At 66.6% G+C, this 16905-nt stretch carries 18 protein-coding genes; 9 read left to right on the top strand and 9 right to left on the bottom strand.

Going from position 1 to position 16905, the window contains the following annotated elements; genetic code table 11:
- Positions 1-16 precede the first annotated feature (16 nt).
- Genes ACZ50J_RS05450 through ACZ50J_RS05425 form a run of 6 tightly spaced genes read right to left on the bottom strand, consistent with a single transcriptional unit; the run spans position 17 to position 5746 of the window.
- The gene (locus ACZ50J_RS05450; protein ID WP_464300254.1) at positions 17-895 is read right to left on the bottom strand and encodes a hypothetical protein; all 879 of its coding nucleotides are present in this window, start codon (positions 893-895) and stop codon (positions 17-19) included.
- Entirely contained in the window at positions 892-1770 is an 879-nt protein-coding gene (locus ACZ50J_RS05445) for a hypothetical protein (RefSeq protein WP_464300253.1), read from the bottom strand. The genes ACZ50J_RS05450 and ACZ50J_RS05445 overlap by 4 nt, the downstream gene beginning before the upstream one ends.
- Before the next feature lie 12 nt (positions 1771-1782).
- The gene (locus tag ACZ50J_RS05440; protein ID WP_464300252.1) at positions 1783-2046 is read right to left on the bottom strand and encodes an acyl carrier protein; all 264 of its coding nucleotides are present in this window, start codon (positions 2044-2046) and stop codon (positions 1783-1785) included.
- Entirely contained in the window at positions 2039-3322 is a 1284-nt protein-coding gene (locus ACZ50J_RS05435; protein ID WP_464300251.1) for a pyridoxal-dependent decarboxylase, exosortase A system-associated, read from the bottom strand. The genes ACZ50J_RS05440 and ACZ50J_RS05435 overlap by 8 nt, the downstream gene beginning before the upstream one ends.
- Complete coding sequence (locus ACZ50J_RS05430) at positions 3319-4881, bottom strand: acyl-CoA ligase (AMP-forming), exosortase A system-associated (RefSeq protein WP_464300250.1); 1563 nt, start codon at positions 4879-4881, stop codon at positions 3319-3321. The genes ACZ50J_RS05435 and ACZ50J_RS05430 overlap by 4 nt, the downstream gene beginning before the upstream one ends.
- A gap of 19 nt (positions 4882-4900) precedes the next feature.
- Positions 4901-5746: a hypothetical protein gene (locus tag ACZ50J_RS05425; protein ID WP_464300249.1), complete on the bottom strand. Its 846-nt coding sequence runs from the start codon at positions 5744-5746 to the stop codon at positions 4901-4903.
- Between the two features lie 148 nt (positions 5747-5894).
- Here ACZ50J_RS05425 and rfbA point away from each other — a divergent pair, with 148 nt between their 5' ends.
- Both rfbA and ACZ50J_RS05415 read left to right on the top strand, forming a co-directional pair.
- Entirely contained in the window at positions 5895-6767 is an 873-nt protein-coding gene (rfbA, locus tag ACZ50J_RS05420) for a glucose-1-phosphate thymidylyltransferase RfbA (protein ID WP_464300248.1), read from the top strand.
- Positions 6767-7363, top strand: a complete 597-nt coding sequence (locus ACZ50J_RS05415) for a dTDP-4-dehydrorhamnose 3,5-epimerase family protein (protein ID WP_464300247.1) — start codon at positions 6767-6769, stop codon at positions 7361-7363. The genes rfbA and ACZ50J_RS05415 overlap by 1 nt, the downstream gene beginning before the upstream one ends.
- A gap of 6 nt (positions 7364-7369) precedes the next feature.
- Here ACZ50J_RS05415 and ACZ50J_RS05410 read toward each other — a convergent pair whose 3' ends face one another.
- Positions 7370-7816, bottom strand: coding sequence for a MarR family winged helix-turn-helix transcriptional regulator (locus ACZ50J_RS05410; RefSeq protein WP_464300246.1), 447 nt, complete (start codon positions 7814-7816; stop codon positions 7370-7372).
- A 240-nt stretch (positions 7817-8056) separates the two neighbouring features.
- Here ACZ50J_RS05410 and ACZ50J_RS05405 point away from each other — a divergent pair, with 240 nt between their 5' ends.
- Both ACZ50J_RS05405 and ACZ50J_RS05400 read left to right on the top strand, forming a co-directional pair.
- Entirely contained in the window at positions 8057-8665 is a 609-nt protein-coding gene (locus tag ACZ50J_RS05405) for a hypothetical protein (protein ID WP_464300245.1), read from the top strand.
- Positions 8666-8753: 88 nt separating this feature from the next.
- Positions 8754-10250 carry a signal peptidase I gene (locus tag ACZ50J_RS05400; protein WP_464300244.1) on the top strand — a complete coding sequence of 499 codons (1497 nt, stop codon included), beginning with the start codon at positions 8754-8756 and terminating at the stop codon, positions 10248-10250.
- A gap of 62 nt (positions 10251-10312) precedes the next feature.
- Here ACZ50J_RS05400 and ACZ50J_RS05395 read toward each other — a convergent pair whose 3' ends face one another.
- Positions 10313-11425, bottom strand: coding sequence for a peptidoglycan-binding domain-containing protein (locus ACZ50J_RS05395; RefSeq protein WP_464300243.1), 1113 nt, complete (start codon positions 11423-11425; stop codon positions 10313-10315).
- 69 nt (positions 11426-11494) lie between these two features.
- Positions 11495-12436 (bottom strand): peptidoglycan-binding domain-containing protein, encoded by a 942-nt coding sequence (locus ACZ50J_RS05390; RefSeq protein ID WP_464300242.1) that lies wholly within the window; start codon positions 12434-12436, stop codon positions 11495-11497.
- 316 nt (positions 12437-12752) lie between these two features.
- Between ACZ50J_RS05390 and ACZ50J_RS05385 the strand changes: the two genes are divergently transcribed.
- From ACZ50J_RS05385 to ACZ50J_RS05365, 5 genes are all read left to right on the top strand, one after another.
- Positions 12753-13745, top strand: coding sequence for a response regulator transcription factor (locus tag ACZ50J_RS05385; RefSeq protein WP_464300241.1), 993 nt, complete (start codon positions 12753-12755; stop codon positions 13743-13745).
- A gap of 139 nt (positions 13746-13884) precedes the next feature.
- Positions 13885-14793: an ABC transporter substrate-binding protein gene (locus ACZ50J_RS05380; protein ID WP_464300240.1), complete on the top strand. Its 909-nt coding sequence runs from the start codon at positions 13885-13887 to the stop codon at positions 14791-14793.
- Positions 14786-15739 carry an amino acid ABC transporter permease gene (locus ACZ50J_RS05375; RefSeq protein WP_464300239.1) on the top strand — a complete coding sequence of 318 codons (954 nt, stop codon included), beginning with the start codon at positions 14786-14788 and terminating at the stop codon, positions 15737-15739. The genes ACZ50J_RS05380 and ACZ50J_RS05375 overlap by 8 nt, the downstream gene beginning before the upstream one ends.
- Positions 15736-16569, top strand: coding sequence for an amino acid ABC transporter ATP-binding protein (locus ACZ50J_RS05370; protein WP_464300238.1), 834 nt, complete (start codon positions 15736-15738; stop codon positions 16567-16569). Before ACZ50J_RS05375 ends, ACZ50J_RS05370 begins: the two co-directional genes overlap by 4 nt.
- On the top strand, positions 16566-16868 hold the full coding sequence (locus tag ACZ50J_RS05365; RefSeq protein WP_464300237.1) for a S24 family peptidase: 303 nt from the start codon (positions 16566-16568) through the stop codon (positions 16866-16868). Before ACZ50J_RS05370 ends, ACZ50J_RS05365 begins: the two co-directional genes overlap by 4 nt.
- The last annotated feature ends 37 nt before the right edge of the window (positions 16869-16905 follow it).

Raw genomic sequence — 16905 nt, 5'->3', positions numbered from 1 at the left:
GTGCACCGATCCGGCATCAGGGCTGAGCGGTCACTTCCGAGTAGAGATAATCGATGTCGCCCGCTTCGAGGGTGCTGCTCTTGAACATCTTCTGAGCGGGTCGCGGACGCGACCAGGTCACACCGACCCGACCGCCCGAAACCCGTTCTTCCACAACGATGAACGGCATCCGGTGGCTGCGCAGCAGATGGTTGGACACCTGCCGAGAGGTGGCCCGGAACAGCTCCGGGTCGCTGACGTACTGGATCTCGGCCAGTAGGTCACGGCCGGCGATACGGGCCACCCGCCACTGGACGTAGCACGACTCGCGCCCCCGCACCACCACGGCGTGCCGTGCCCATTTCGAATGCGCGTGATCGCGGTATGCCGTGGCTGCCTCCCCGGTGAGCGAGCCGGCGATGACATCGGGATCCGAACTCACCATCACCCCGTGCCGTCGGCCCGGCAGGTTCACCCCGATCTGGTGCCGCGCCTCGAGGTAGGAGAACCCCAGCCGAAGATTGAGTTTCTGTACGACGTCAGAGGGGTTCAGGTCCGTGAAGTGGTAGCCCGGCTGAGAGAGCAGCGCCCGTACCAAACGCCAACTGCCGACACGGTATTCAGGCAGCACGCACCAGACCGCCAAGTTGCAGAAGCGTTCACGCCGGCCTGCGATCAACCGGGTTGAATAGATCGCGGCGTACTCCCCGACGATCTCGTCGCCCGCCAGCAACATCATCCCGTGGTTGGGGGCACCGGACGACGGCAGGTTGTTCGCCGCCTGCCAGGCGTCCACCCATTCATCCACCGGCGTCGCCGACGGCATGTTGGACGCGAGGAACCGGGCGACTCCGGGAAGGTCCTCGGTGCGGATCGGTCGCACGCTCAGTTCGGGAGCCACAGCGAAATGAGTCATGGTGCCGCGGTGATCTCGGAGTAGAGGTAGTCGATCTGGCGCGGTCGCAGCGTGGCGCTCTTGAACATCCTGCGCGGAGGACCCGCGATCGGCACCGACGGACTGATGCTCCCGCCGGCCACGTGGTTATCGACCACCGTGAAGAGTGCGTTGTGGTGGAGCGCCAGATGGCGTGACAGGCTGCGTGCCCCTGCGCGGAACAGGCGCGGATCGCTCACATGCTGAATCGCCGCGAAACAGCGCAATCGCTTGCGGCTCTCGAATCGCCACTGCACGTAGCACGCTGAGTCACCCTTGACGATGACGGCGTGCCGTGCCCATCGGCAGTTCGCGTGGTCGCGGTAATTGCGCAAGGGCTCATCCGTCAGCACGTGCGCGATCTCCTCCGGGTCGGAGCTCACGCGCAGCCGTCCGGGCAATGTCGGCCACGGAAGATTCACCATGACGTGGCTGCTGGGGTCCAGATAGCGGAACCCCAGTCGGAGGTTCAGCCGTTGCACGGCAGGCGTCGGCGACAGGTCCGTGAAGTGATAGCCGTCCTGTGCGAGCAAGGCATGGAGCATCCGAACACTCCCGGATCGGTATGCCGGTGCGACGCACCACACGGCGAGATTGCAAAAGCGCTCCGGCCTCTCCTCGATCAGCCGACTCGAGTAGATAGCGGTGTAGGCACCCACGACCTCCCGGCCCGCCCATAGCGCCATACCGTGGTTCGGCGCGTCGGCGCAGGGCCGACCGTTGACCTCTTCCCACGCCGCGACCCAGTCCTCCGCCGGGCTGTTGGGCGGGAAGTTGCGGGCCAGGAACGCGCTGACCTGCGGCAGGTCAGCGGTCCCGATCGGGCGAACAGTGACGGTCCGTTTGCTCGAGGACATCGCAACCCGCTTCTACGCGTCCGGCCGGGTGCGTTCGGTCTCGACGAACTGCGTCAGAGTGCCCAGCGTTCCGAACACTTCAGTGCCCACGGCACTGTCATCGATGCGAATGGCGAAACGATCTTCCAGTCGTACCAACAACTCCACGACGGCCATCGAATCGAGTTCGGGAAGACTGTCCAACAGGGGTGTTTCCGCCGTGAGGGTGGCGGCCCGGTCCTGGATCCCGAGCGCATCGACGAGCACGTCCTTCACCTCGACAAGGGTGTCAGTCACGAGGCTGTTCCTTTCTGTAATGAGGTCCGACGAGGACCTCGACCGGTGATGGGTGTCCGAGAAAATCGACCGGGCTCGCCGTGCGACCGTAGGCGCCGGCTTGGAAGAGGACGACGAGGTCGCCCACGCTCGTCGACGCGGGAACCTCGACGTTGTCACCGAGGACGTCGATCGGTGTGCACAGGCACCCGACCACGGCGACCGGGATGGTCTCCGCGCCCGGTGCATCGAGCCTGTTGCCGATCACCGACGGATAGTTGCGTCGAATGGCGGCACCCAGGTTGCCGGTCGCTGCGAGCTGGTGATGCAACCCGCCGTCGACGACGAGATAGGTCTTGCCACGGGACACTTTGCGGTCGACCACCTGTGTGACGTACACACCCGCCTCGCCGACGAGGAAGCGACCCAGCTCCAACGAGAACACCGCGTCCGGAAGTGCAGTCGCCAGTCGTTCGTCCGCAAGGGTGCGGAGGTGCTCGCAGACGATTTCCACGTCCAACGGGACGTCCCGCTCGTGGTACGGGATCCCGAAACCACCGCCGAGATTCACCTGCCGAACCGGAGCGGGCGCACTGTCCGCGAGGCGCAGCACGAGATCGACCGTCCGGTCCTGCGCTTCCATCAAGATCTGCGGGTGCAGGTTCTGGGAGCCGGAGAAGACGTGGAAGCCGACGAAGTCGACGTCGTACGCAACGAGTGTCTCGAGGAATTCGGGCACCAGCTCGGCATCCATCCCGAACTGTTGGGGGCCCCCACCCATCCGCATGCCGGAACCGCGGACGGCGAAATCGGGATTGACCCGCACGGCCAGTCGTGGGCGGATGCCCAGCTCTGCACCGACGCGGACCAGCCGTTCGGCCTCCGACGTCGACTCGATCTCCACGGTGATCCCCGCCGCAACGGCTTGCCGCAACTCGGCAGTCCGCTTGCCTGGGCCCGCGAAACTGATGGACGACGCGGGCGTTCCGGTGTCGAGCGCTGTCTTCAGCTCGCCGGCGGATGCAACGTCCAGATGCTCGACCTGGTCCGCAACATGCTGCACGAGGGCCGGCATCGGGTTCGCTTTGACAGCGTAGGAAACACCTACCGAGCCGCGCAGCAGGCGATGCAGCAGGTCGATGCGTTCGGAGATCGCCGCGCGATCGTAGGCGAAGAACGGCGTCGAGCCGACCCGAGCCGCCAACTGCTGCAACGGAACTCCGCCGATGACGAGCTCCCCGTGCTCGACGTTGAACCGTTCGATGGTGCTGTGCATCGACAGCGTGGGCTGAGTCATACCGTCACCAGTGTGCGCAGGGCGTTACGGTCGAATTTCCCGTTCGGAGACCGTGGCAGGTCGTCCAGCACCACCACCCGGCGCGGCACCATGAACCGCGGAAGCCGCCCTCGAAGAGCAGCCACCACGTCATCCCCGGTGCAACCGGCGTCCGCCACCGCTGTGACCAACACGATCTGCTCGCCGATGACGTCGTCCGGCACTCCGAAGACGACCGCATCACGCACCAGGCCGGTGTCGTATGCGGCCTCTTCCACCTCGGTCGGACTGACCCGGTAACCCGAGGTCTTGATCATCTCGTCCTGCCGACCGACGAAGTAGAGGAAGCCGTCCTCGTCACGCATGACCGTGTCACCCGACCAGACGGCGAGTTCCCCGGGCGCGACACCCGATCCCCCACTGGGTGCCGGACGAAAACGTTCCCTCGTTCGATCGGGGTCCTTCCAGTAACCTTGCGCGACCAAGGGTCCCCGATGGACCAACTCACCGGGTTCGCCTGCCTCGCAACAGGATCCGTCGGGTCTGACCACCAATACCTCTGCATTGGGGATCGCCTTGCCGATCGAGTCGGGACGATGGTCGACCTGATCCGGGTCCAGATACGTGGAGCGAAATGCCTCGGTCAGCCCGTACATGAGGAATGGGCGGGCGGCAGGGAAGATTACGCGGAGCCGGTCCAGAGTGGATCGCGGCATACGACCACCCGTGTTGGCGAAGTACCGGAGTGATTCGGACGCTTCTGGCGGCCACGGCACCGCGGCGAGCTGGATCCACAACGGTGGCACGCAGGTCAGGCCCGTCACATGGAACTCGGCACACAGTCGTACGACGTCGCGCGGGAGCAGATAGTTGACCAGCACGACATGAGCACCGACCTGCAGTGCCGTGGTGACCTGGCTCAACCCGGCGTCGAAGCTGAGCGGCAGCGCGGCCAGGATCACGTCCTCCGCGGTGTTCTCCAGGTATTCACTGACACTCTCGGCGCCCACGATGAGATTGCGATGGCTGAGCACGACGCCCTTGGGCATCCCGGTGCTGCCGGAGGTGTAGAGGATCGCCCCGAGATCGCTGTCCACCGGCCGATAGCCAGGATCGGTTGCGGGGCTGGAGACGATTTCGTACCAGCGGACCAGCGTGATCGTCGCGGGGACCTCTCCCACCGCACCGTCGTCCACCAGCACGACCAAGTCGACACCCTCCACCGCGCCCTCGGCACGGAGCGCCGTGAAGCGGTCGGATGTGGTGACCATGCACAGGGCGGAGCTGTCGTCGAGGATGTACCGGACCTGTCGCGGTTTCAGGATCGGATTGACCGGGACGAACATCGCCCCCATGGCCGAGGCGGCCACCATGGCGACGACGTTCTCGACACGCTTGTCGAGGAAGACCGCAACCCGGTCCCCGCGCTGGACACCGCGCTCGGTAAGCACTCCCGCACACTGTCGGACCAGGTCCCAGAGTCCGGCATACGTTGTGGTTCCTGCACGATCCGACACCGCGGGCGCCGTGGGCGCACGCTCAGCTCGGTCTCGTACGAGTTCGTGCAATGCCCTGGCCATGCAGTTCACCCCTTGTCGATCACCACGCAACGCATGTGAGTTCGCTGTAAAGATTGTCGACATGCTCTGCGCGAATAGTCGCGCTCTTGAACATTTTTGGCCGCCCTTGAAGTCGGCGTGCAAAAAAGACCCGTCCGACGGTGCGTTCCTCCAACAGCAACGCCGCGGCCTGACGGCGGCGCACCACGTACGCCCCGAAGGCGATCAGGCTCTTGCGGAACTCGGCCGCGTCGCTGACGTACAGGACCGAGACGAAGGCCGGGACGTTCCGGCGTCGATCGCGCCGGTAGATGACGTAACACTGGTGGCCCGCGCGGCGCAGCACCACATGGTGAGCGGCCGATGCCCGTCGATGATCCCGATAGATCCGCAGGTCGTCGCCCGTGAGCAGGCGGTCGATCTCGTCCGGGTCGTCGACGGCTTCGGTTCGCAACGCCGGCAGCGGCAGGCACGGGACGAGCTGCACAGTCGTCGGGAGCCGGTCGAATCCGAGTCGCTCATTGAGCGGCACCACGGCACCACTCGGAGAGAGGTCCGTGAAGGTGAATCCGGGTTGCGCGAGGGCCGTTCGCAGCATTCGCACACTGCCCAGCCGATACGCGGGCAGCACACACCACGCGCCGAGGTTGCAGAACTTCTCGACACGTCCCCCGATGGTGCGTTCGGAGTAGAACGCGAGCAGGACGCCGACGATGTTCGAGTTCTCGTCGGTCAGCTTGAACCCATAATTCGGCTGCGCGACCGGCCACGGCACCTGGACCGAATTCGCCCAACTGGCAGCAGGGACACGCGCATTGAGCTGATCGTGCAGAAACTCCCCGACCTCCTGGAGGTCGTCCGTCGTCACCGGTGACACGAGGGCCACGATGATCCACCCCCACCCATCCGACGATGCCCTGTCAGTGGCGCCACGGGCCGTCGATCTGTCTCGCACGTCAGGCTAGCGGCCGCCGCCACGCGGCCACGTCGATTCCGGTGTTATTGCAGATCTCCGCACCGCTAAGGTCGGCACGGTGAAGGGGATCATTCTCGCCGGCGGATCGGGCACGCGACTGCACCCGATCACCCGCGGCATCAGCAAGCAACTCATGCCGGTCTACGACAAGCCGATGATCTACTACCCGTTGTCGACGTTGCTCATGTCGGGCATCCGGGAAGTCCTGGTGATCACCACGCCGCACGACATGGAACAGTTCGTGCGACTGCTCGGTGATGGCAGCCAATGGGGCATCACCATCACGTATGCCGTGCAGCCCTCCCCCGACGGATTGGCCCAGGCCTTCCTCATCGGTGCCGACTTCATCGGCGACGACACCGTCGCACTGGTGCTCGGCGATAACATCTTCTACGGCTCCGGCCTGGGCACCGCGCTGCGCAGATCGACCGAATCCCTTTCCGGCGGACACATTTTCGCGCATCACGTGACCAATCCCGCGGCATACGGCGTCGTGGAGTTCGACGGGGACGGCACCGTGCTCTCCATCGAGGAGAAACCGGAACACCCGAAGTCTCGCTTCGCCGTCCCGGGTCTCTACTTCTACGACAACGACGTGGTCGAGATCGCCCGCGCACTACGCCCGAGCGCACGCGGCGAGCTGGAGATCACCGGCGTCAACGACGCCTACCTGCAACGCGGCGACCTCACCGTGACCGTCCTGCCACGCGGCACCGCGTGGTTCGATACCGGCACGTTCGAGGGGCTGATGGATGCGGCCCATTTCGTGCAGGTCATCGAGGACCGCCAGGACCAGAAGATCGGCTGCGTCGAGGAGATCGCCTGGCGGGCCGGTTGGCTCGACGACGACGGACTCGCCAGGCATGCCGACGAACTCGCCAAGAGCGGGTACGGCACCTACCTCTCCCGACTTCTGGAGGACGGCCGCTGATGGACTTCGAACCGCTGGACATTCCGGGCGCCTTCGTCGTGACTCCCCGCCAATTCCCTGACGACCGTGGGGTTTTCATGGAGGGCTTCCGGGGCGACAAGCTGGCCGAGCACATCGGTCATCGCCTCGACGTCATACAGACGAACATCTCGGTGTCGTGCCAGGGTGCCGTCCGTGGCGTGCACTACGCGGATGTTCCGCCGAGTCAGGCCAAGTACGTGACGGCCGTGAGTGGCTCGTTCGTCGACTACGTCGTCGACATCCGGGTCGGATCACCGACCTTCGGGCAATGGCGCAGCGTCGACCTCGACACCGAGAACCGCAGGGCCGTCTACCTTTCCGAAGGTCTCGGGCACTGCCTCGTGTCCCGCGAGGACAATTCGACCGCGGTCTACCTCTGCTCGACGTCCTACAACCCCGAACGCGAGCACGGCATCAACCCGCTCGACCCCGACCTCGCGCTGGAGTTCCCCGACGGACTCGAGCCGATCCTGTCCCCCAAGGACACCGCCGCACCGTCACTCGCCGAGGCACGGGACCAGGGCCTGCTGCCGTCGTATGACGAGTGCCTGCGGTATGCCGCGTCACTGACCTGAGCGCCGTCACGTCCGGTCGGTGGCGTCCTGGATGCTCCGCGACTGCGCGTCGAACGCCGCGCTGAGGCCGGCCAGCACCCGGTCGATCTCCGCCGCCTCGACCGTGTCCACTCGATCCAGCACCTCGGCCATCCACTGCTCCGAACGATGCAGGTGGGCTTCGCCGCTCTTCGTCAGCGTGACCACGATCTGTCGACGATCCGTCGGATGTGGTTGGCGCTCAGCGAGTTTCGCTGCCTCGAGGCGTCCGAGCAGCGCAGTCACGGTCGACGGGGTCAGTCCGGTGAGCTCGGCGAGCTCGCGAGCGCTGAGCGAGCCATGCAGCCGCAGATGGCTCAGGGCGGCCGCCTCCGTCATACCGATGCCGAACTGCTGGGCGACCACCTGCCGGAAGTGCTCAGCGGCCAGCACGAGCCGACGTAGGTGCGCGGCTCGTTGATCCTTCGACGGCATGGTCGGACTCCCAAGGTGGTTGTGGTTCACGTTTCAATATTACGACATTCATACTGTGTGATGCACGTACTGTTTGACAGTCGAACAGTTTGCCTTTACTTTACTACCTGACGCCGGACCGAGTCTGCTCCGCAGACGAGGAACGGCGGAGTGTGCGAGGCCTCGCCCCGGACGACTCATCGAAGCAGGCGACCGGCCTGCGAGAGCTACTTCTTCCATTGGCCCGAAAGGCGATCACCCATGTCCGCTTCCACCTCCTCCCGCCGCCGCAACGCCCGCCTGCTGACCGCCGGCGCGATCATCGCCGGCCTGGCCGGCTCCGCCGCCATCGTGTGGCACGCGTCCTACTCGGCGTTCTCGGCACAGACCACCAACCCGAGCAGCAACTGGAGCGCGGGCACCGTCAGCCTGTCCGACGACGACAGCAACACCGCGATGTTCAACGCCACGGGGCTGAAGCCGGGGTCGACCGGCACGAAGTGCATCGCGGTGACCTCGACCGGCTCGCTGCCGTCGGCCGTGAAGCTCTACGGCACCAACCCGAGCACCACCAAGAGCCTGTCGAGCTACATCAACCTCACGGTCACCCAGGGCACGGGCGGCGGGTTCGGATCGTGCACCGGTTTCACCGCGCTCGCGACCGGCTCGACCGTCTACAGCGGCAAGCTCGACGCTTTCGGCAGCACCAAGGTCGACTACGCCTCCGGTGCCGGTGACTGGGCGCCGACGGGCAGCGCATCCGACACCCGCGTCTACCAGATCACCTACACGCTGGACTCGGCCACGCCGAACACCTCGCAGGGTGGCACCGCGTCGATCGGCCTCACCTGGGAAGCACAGAACTCCTGAAATCCTGCCGGCGGCAATCGTTTTCAGCTGATTGCCGCCGGCAGGTCGACACCCGACACTCATCCGTCCACGATCCTGCGAGAGGCCCATGACAACGCTCACCCGGCCCAGCGCTCCAGTCGACGACATCCTTGACGAGGCAGCCCCCGGCGCGTCGAGCGCGACCGGCGCTCCCGCGACGCCGCCCGCTCCGGGATGGGTCTCGCTCATCGTCACGGCCGCCTGTCGCGGCCTGCTCGTGATGATCGCGAGTATGGCGCTGTGGGCCGTCCTGCCCGCCGCGCTGAGCTGGCACGTGACCGTCGTCATGAGCGGCTCGATGGAACCGGCGCTGCGACCCGGCGATGTCGTCGCGTCGCGACCGATCGCCGGCAGTGCCGTTCGGCCGGGCCAGGTCGTCCTCGTCGACGACCCGGACCATCAGGGACGGCTGCGGCTGCACCGACTCGCGAAGGTGACGAACGATGGCGAGCTGATCCTCCGCGGCGATGCAAATCGCGCCGACGACTCGACACCGGTGCGCCGCAACGCTGTTCACGGCGTCGGGTCCTTGCGTGTTCCGTTCATCGGTGCGCCGGCATACTGGCTGCGTACCCATCAACTCGCACCGCTGCTGCCGACCACGATCGCCGTCGCCCTGATCGCGCTGGGCGCGATCGGTCGCCGCGGCACGGATGGTCCGCCGGACGACGAATCGGGTTCATCTGCATCCGGATCCGGCCCGACACCGCGCCGTCGGCGGCGTCGCCCGCGGCGCCGGACCATCGTCATGCTGACGACCGCGGCATTGACCGCCACCACCGTGGCGACCAACGCACCTGCGCAGGCGGCCACCGCCTTCATGGCGAAGAGCGCGAACGCCACCTCGTCCTGGACGGCGGGCTACTTCAGCTGCTCGGCGGCCGTTCTCTCCGACAAGCCGTACCTCTACTACCCGTTCAGTGAGAAGTCCGGCAGCACGGTCGCCGACACATCCGGCAACGGGCGCACCGGCACCTATTACACGGGGCTCGGTGCCGGTGTGTCCTACGGCACGACCGGACCGTGCGCCGGCGACAACGCCACCGGCGTCACCCTCAACGGCATCGGCGGTGCGGCATCGGCCCCCGGTCCGATCACCGGTCCGCAGGCCTACACGCAGGAGATCTGGTTCAAGACGACCTCGGTCCTCGGCGGTTCGCTGATCGGCTTCGCCAGCACGGCGACCGGCGTCGCGGGCAGCTACGACCGGCACCTCTACATGACTTCCGCGGGTCGGCTCGTCGCCGGCGTGCACCCGGGAAGCACGAACCAGACCATCACGTCGACGGCCGCCTACAACGACGGCGCCTGGCACCTCGCCGACGTCACACTCTCCGCCTCCGGCGGACTCACCCTGTATGTCGACGGGGTGCAGGTCGCCGCCAACCCCGATCTCAAGGGGGCCCAGGACTTCTCGGGCTATTGGCGCTTCGGCGACACCCCGCTCACCACGTGGCCGGACGCACCGTTGGGGTCGCACTTCTCCGGCTCGCTGCAGGGTGCCGCCATCTTCACCAGTGCGCTCGCCGTCGGTCAGATCAAGAACCACTACGCCGGCCGCTGATCTCGAGGCACACGAACGGCCCCGGATCCGTGGATCCGGGGCCGTTCGAGGTACTCAGGTCGTCACTTGACGTAGACCGCGCCCGATCCGAGCGAGCTGGAGCTGAACTTGGTCAGCTGGGTGCCGCTGATCCAGACCGGCTTGTTGTTCTGGCTGCTCGGGTCCAAAGCGAGGTAGCCCTTGCTCGCGCTGTAGTCCACGACGGTGATCCAGTGCCCGACGTCGTGGCTGACGGCGCGGCCGTTCCACGCCGCCGCGACCTTCAGGCTCCCGACGAACATGGCCACGCCACCCGATCGGACCGCCGATGCACCGGTGGACCAGCTGGCCGTCGTGGCGCGGGACTCGCCGATGCGGTGGAAACCGGCTGTCACACCCGCGACGCCGCCGATCTGTGAGGTGCCCTTACTCGGGTTCGTCATACGCAGTGCGGTCTTCCGCGCATAGCTGATCGCGGCTGCCCGGTGCGCGACGTCGGTCCAGTTCGCGGGCTTGCGACCGAGGCGCAGCTCCATCGCCACGAACGACGACGGACCGCAGTCGGAGGCCCAGGTGCTGAGACCGGTGCCGCTCTGGGCGACGAGCACAACCGGACCCTTGCGCACGCCGGTCCCCGGAGCGGCCGGCGGATTGAACAGGTAGGTCCAGGTCGTGTAGTCGACCACACCCGTGACCGGAAGCTTGTACTTCGCCTGCTGGTACTTCACGTCGGTTGCATCCGTCGCGCTGAACGAGCCGTCGACCGCGACCTGGTAGCCCAGCTTCACCAGCTGACGTTCAACTGCCTTGGTGGTGTTGGCGTTCGACCAGCCCTGGCGCACCGCCGTGTTGCTGCCACCCACCATCGCCTTCATGGTGGCCGGCCCGGCGGACCCGTCCGCGCCCAGCCCGTGCTTGCTCTGGAACGACTTGACGGCGGCGACGGTGGCCGGCCCGTAGGAACCGTCGACCGCGGTCTTGATCGAGTAGGCGTTCAGCAGGTACTGCAGCGACACGATGTTCGAGTAGGCGGAGTCCTTGCTGACGTACAGGGGACGCGGCGCGACTGCGGTCGCGGCGGCCGCCTGGGTCGAGACGCCGGAGTGCATCGGGGCGGCGGTGGCCGCCGCGGAGCCGAGCATGGTGACCGCGGCGCTGACCGCAACTGCGGAGATGAGGGTACGACGAGTGGACATGACTGTCTCCTAAGGGGTTTCGATGAGTGTGCGAGAAATTGAAGGACGGAACGATGAGGTGGAGCGTGGTCAGCGCTTGATGCTGACGAGGGTGTTCCAGACCGAGGCGTCGACCGTCGAAGCGGCCGGCAGGTGGTGCCCCTTGCGGAAGGTCTGGACCGCAGCGGTGGTGCCGGGACCGTAGGAACCGTCGGTCGCGACGTTGTAGCCGTGCACCCGCAGTTCCCGCTGCAGCGCGATCACTGCATTGCTCTTGGCGCCGGGGCTGAGCGGGAGGATCAGCTTGGCCCAGGTGTTCGGCCCGACATACCCGTCGGCGGAGAGCCCGCTGTGGCTCTGGAAGGTGCGGACCGCCGATACCGCGCCGGGACCGAACGATCCGTCGAGCGCGACATTGATGCCGCGCGCCTTGAGCAGGTATTGGATGGCCCAGACCCGGTTGTTCCGCTCGCCGTACTGCACGACCGGAAGCTGGTAGCGCCCCGCAGCGACGGCGCCGCTCGCGATGCCGTTCGAGCGGCTGATCAGCGCATTGGCCTTCGCAGCCTGCTGGTCGTAGCGGTATCCGTACTTGGATCCCTGGACGGCCTGCGCGATCGTGCCGGCGCTCCACGACGGGTGCGCGGCTGCGACGCTCACCGCACCGCTGCGTCCCTTGATGCCGTAGAGGAAGCGGGAGACGGCGTAGGTCGGATCCTGCACCTGGCTGGAGCTGCCCCAGCCCTGGCTGGGCCGCTGCTGGAAGACACCCTGGGAGTCGGAGTGCCCGCACGGCAGGCTGTTGGCGTGCGACTCGACCCAGGCGGTCTCGAAGAGCGCCAGACGCACCTTCGAGCTGACCTTGTGGGCGTCGGCGACGGATTTGAGGGTACGCAGCACCGAGTCGTCCTGAACACCCGGCAGCACGCAGGCCTCGGCGGCCAGTTGCGAGGCACTCATCGCGGTCAGCGGGAGGTTCTGGGTCGTGTCGTCGTGGGCGGACGCCGCGGTGGCGCTCCCGGCCGCGGCCATCGATGCGGTCGCGACGAATGCGACGCCGGCAGCGAGCCTGACGAGCCCGGATCTACGGGTCTGCCGGAGCGCGGAAGGCGCTGGTCGAGTGGTGTTCATGGACGTCTCCTGTCGCCGGTTGGATCGCGAATTCCCTTGCGGGGCTTGTGAAATCGACGCTACTGACGCTCAACGCAGCTGCGACGTACGTCTTCGGCGGATCTTGGGCGGGCACGGGGCGTAGTCCTTCATCCCCTCCGGGGCCGTCGTCGCGCTAGCCTCGGCCGTACTGAACTGCCGGATATGCCGCCCGAGACGACCGTGCCGATGGGGAGACATGCAGCGCGAAGAGATGGACCTGACGGCTGTGCTGCGGCTTGCCGATCGACGCTTCCGGTCGGTCGCTCCTGGCGACATACACGAGATGTGTGCGGTGGTACGCCGCGCTGCCGCAGCCCTCGCGCCGATCAACACCTTCTACGTCGGGATCTATCGCGGCCCCAGCACGCTGGTGATGCCCTACATCGTCAGCGATGACGAGGAACTCGGCGCGGACACCTCGGAGTTCGGCCAGCACGGCCTCTCGCACTGGATCAGGTCGTCCGCGCGTCCCTACCGGTTCGCACAGGACGACGGGCGCCTGTGTCGCCGGGCCGTCCCCCTGGGCGACGGCACACCGAGCCGGGACATCGTCGCCGTCCCGATGTTCGACAGCGACGAGCGCGTCATCGGCATGCTGAACGCCCAGTCGATGGAGCCCGACGTCTTCGACGATCAGTTCATCGTCGCCTTCGAATGGCTGGCCACCGCGCTCGCGGTCTGGCTCGACATCGGATCGGAACCGATCCCGCGCGAGCGCCTCTACCAGGATCACCCCGAGCTGGACAGCAGCCGAGCGGTCACCACCGTCGATCTCTTCCTGGCTGCCACGGAGCGACTCGAGGAAATCACCCAGATCATCCGCGATCTACGAAATCAGTTGCCGTCGCTCGATACCGACGCACTGCGCGAGGGTCTGGACGACGCAGGCAACGCCTGCCGACGAACGAGCGCCGAACTGGCCGTCATGGTCGCCAGGTCACCCGATGAACAGCCCGACCCGGCCCAGAGCGCGGCGCTCACCAGCCGCGAGCGCGAGATCGCGGAGCTGATCGCGACCGAGTCGATGACCAATGCCGCTCTCGCCCGGCGGCTGATGATCTCCGAGGCCACCGTCAAGGCGCACGTCCGCAACATCCTCCGCAAGCTCGGCATCCACCAGCGCGCCGAGCTGACCTGGGTGCTCGGTCCCAAGTCCGACCTGCGGTCGCCGAGTTCGACCGGCTCCTGACACGAGGCGGCCACTCGCCATACATCTCGTATGCGAGACATCTTTCGACACGAGGTGACTTACGACACCTCCGGCAGCGCTGCAAAGATGAACCACTCGTAGGGTGCTCGGGCACTCGCGACCCCACGAAAGGACTCCCATGTCGGCATGGTCACGCGGCGGGCCGATGGTGCTCGCCGGCGGGCTGGTCGCCTCACTCCTCGCAGGGTGCGGCGCAACATCGCTCGGCCTCGGCTCGAGCGAGCAACAGACCGCCACCACCGGTTGCTCCTCCGGTGGCCTCAAGGACGCGCTCCCACCGGACGTGAAGCCGGGTACGACGCTCACCGTGGCGTCCGACGGTTCGTACGAGCCGAACGAATTCCTCGCCGCGGACGGCCAGACCCTCGTGGGCATGGACATCGAGCTGATGCGCGGGGCGCTGCAGTGCCTCGGGCTCAAGGCGAAGTTCCAGAACGCGAAGTTCGACAACATCCTGCCCGGCATCGCCGGCGGCAAGTATGACGTCGGCATCTCCTCCTTCACCATCACCACCGACCGGCTCAAGCAGGTCACGATGGTCAGCTACTTCTCCGCCGGCACCCAGTGGGTCGTCCGCAAGGGCAACCCCAAGAACGTGAATTCCGCCAAGCCGTGCGGGTATTCAGTGGGCGTGCAGACCGGCACCACGCAGGCCGACGAGATCAAGGCGCTGAACAAGGGCGAGTGCAAGAGCAAGCACATCAAGGCCGTCGTGGAGGACCTGCAGTCCAAGGTCACCACCGACCTGCTCGCGGGGAAGGTCGACGCGATGGCCGCCGACTCCCCCGTCGCCCTGTATGCCGTGAAGAAGACCGGCGACAAGTTGCAGGCGGTCGGCAAGATCACCGGTTCTGCGCCATACGGCGTGGTGCTGCCGAAGGGCAAGGACAAGCTGGGCACCGCGATCGCGCAGGCGTTCGCGCAGATGGCCGGCAACGGCAGTTACGAGAAGATCCTGGCCAAGTGGGGCCAGCAGAGTGGAGCGGTGCAGATGTTCGCGGCGAACCCGGCGGTGCCCAATGGCTGACGTGACCGCACCCGAGAAGCCCGTCGCCGGCCACCGGCCCGGCAAGATCGAGGCCAGCCCCGTCCGTCACCCGTGGCAGTGGGTCGGCGTCGTCGTCATCCTGATCCTCGCCGCGATGATGATCAACTCGTTCGTGACCAACTCCAAGTGGGACTGGCACTTCGTCTGGCGGGTCATGGAATACCGCCCGGTGCTGGAGGGCCTGGTCAAGGGCACGATCATCTGCACGCTCGGCGCCATGGTCCTGGGCATCGTGCTCGGCATCATCCTCGCCGTCATGCGACTGTCGACGAACCCGGTGCTGCGCTTCGTCGCCTTCGTCTTCACCTGGTTCTTCCGGGCCGTGCCTCGGTATGTGCTGCTGGTCGTGCTCGGTGTCGGCGTGCTCTACCTCTACCCGAAGCTGGACTTCGGACTGCCGTTCCTCGACGTGCACTTCTACACGCTGGACGTGAAGTCGGTCAGCAACGGCATCCTCGTCGGTGTGCTGGGTCTGGGGTTGTCCGAGGCGGCATACATGGCCGAGATCGCGCGCGCCGGGCTGCTGTCGGTCGACACCGGCCAGCACGAAGCGGCCAGCGCCATCGGCATGAGCCGCGGCAAGGCGATGCGGCGGATCATCCTGCCGCAGGCCATGCGGGTGATCGTCCCGCCGACCGGTAACGAGACCATCGCGATGGTCAAGGACACCTCGCTGCTGTCGGCCGTGCCGGTCACGACCGAGTTGTTCTTCCAGGCGAATGCCGTTGCGAACTCTACGTATCTGGTGATGCCCGCACTCGTGGCGGCGGTCATCTGGTACCTCATCGTCTGCTCGATCCTGATGATCGGCCAGACCATGCTCGAGCGCTACTTCGGCCGCGGCTTCGGCGGTCGGACCGGCGCCTCGAAGCAGACCTTCCGGTCCCGAATGCTGTCCCTGCGCGGCGGCGGAGGTGGAATGTGAACGACACCCGGTCGCAGAGCCCGCTCGTCGAAGCGGTCAACCTGCACAAGAACTTCCACGGCGTCGACGTGCTCAAGGGCATCGACATGACCGTCTCCGAGGGCGAGGTCGTGTGCCTGCTCGGGCCGTCCGGCTCCGGCAAGACGACCTTCCTGCGGTGCATCAACCAGCTCGAGGTGTTCAACGGCGGTCGGCTGTCTGTCGACGGCGAGTTGCTCGGGCTGCGCGAGAACGGCGACAAGCTGCATCGTCTGCCGGACAAGCAGATCGCCCGGCAGCGGCGGCAGATCGGCATGGTCTTCCAGCGGTTCAACCTCTTCCCGCACAAGACCGCACTCGAGAACGTCATCGAGGGTCCGGTCCATGTCGGGGGCGTCGCCAAGTCGCAAGCCCGCTCCGAGGCACGCGAACTCCTGGAGCGGGTCGGGCTCAGCGAGCGGGCCGACCACTACCCGGCGCAGCTGTCCGGCGGGCAGCAGCAGCGGGTCGCCATCGCCCGAGCGCTGGCGATGAAGCCGAAGCTGATGCTCTTCGACGAACCGACGTCCGCGCTCGACCCGGAGCTGGTCGGTGAGGTGCTCGCGGTCATGCGTGAGCTCGCCGACGACGGTATGACGATGATCGTCGTCACGCACGAGATCGCGTTCGCACGGGACGTCGCTGACCGGGTGGTCTTCATGGACGGTGGCGTGGTGGTCGAGGAGGGCGTGCCCTCCGAGGTCATCCGCAACCCGCAGCACGAGCGGACCAAGGCGTTCCTGCGCCGCATCATCGCCGAGCAGGAGCAGCATGCCGCTGCTGCTGCGGATCTGGTGAAACCAGCGGAGTGAGAGTCGGATTCGTCATCGTGCGAGGTCGGTCGATGGAGCCGACCTACGTCGACGGCGACCGCCTGCTGGTCCTGTATGGCGTGCGCCCCCGCATCGGCCGGGCGCACGTCATACGGCTGCCCGACGGGCCGGACGGTCCGCGACCGATCGCGGTCAAGCGGATCACGCGCGCCGTCGGGGACGCCTGGTGGGTGGAGCGCGACAACCCGACCGAAGGCGTCGATTCGTGGCGGGTGGGTGAGATCCCCACGCCCGACGTGCTCGGCGTGGTGCTGCTGAGGTGGCCGCGTCGCACGTAGCGGTGGCCGAGGAGGTCATGAGGGACGAGCGACCGTC

The organism is Flexivirga sp. G2 (assembly GCF_055397625.1).
The sequence above is the reverse complement of the archived record's forward strand: the minus strand, read 5'-3'. Positions and strand labels throughout refer to the sequence as shown.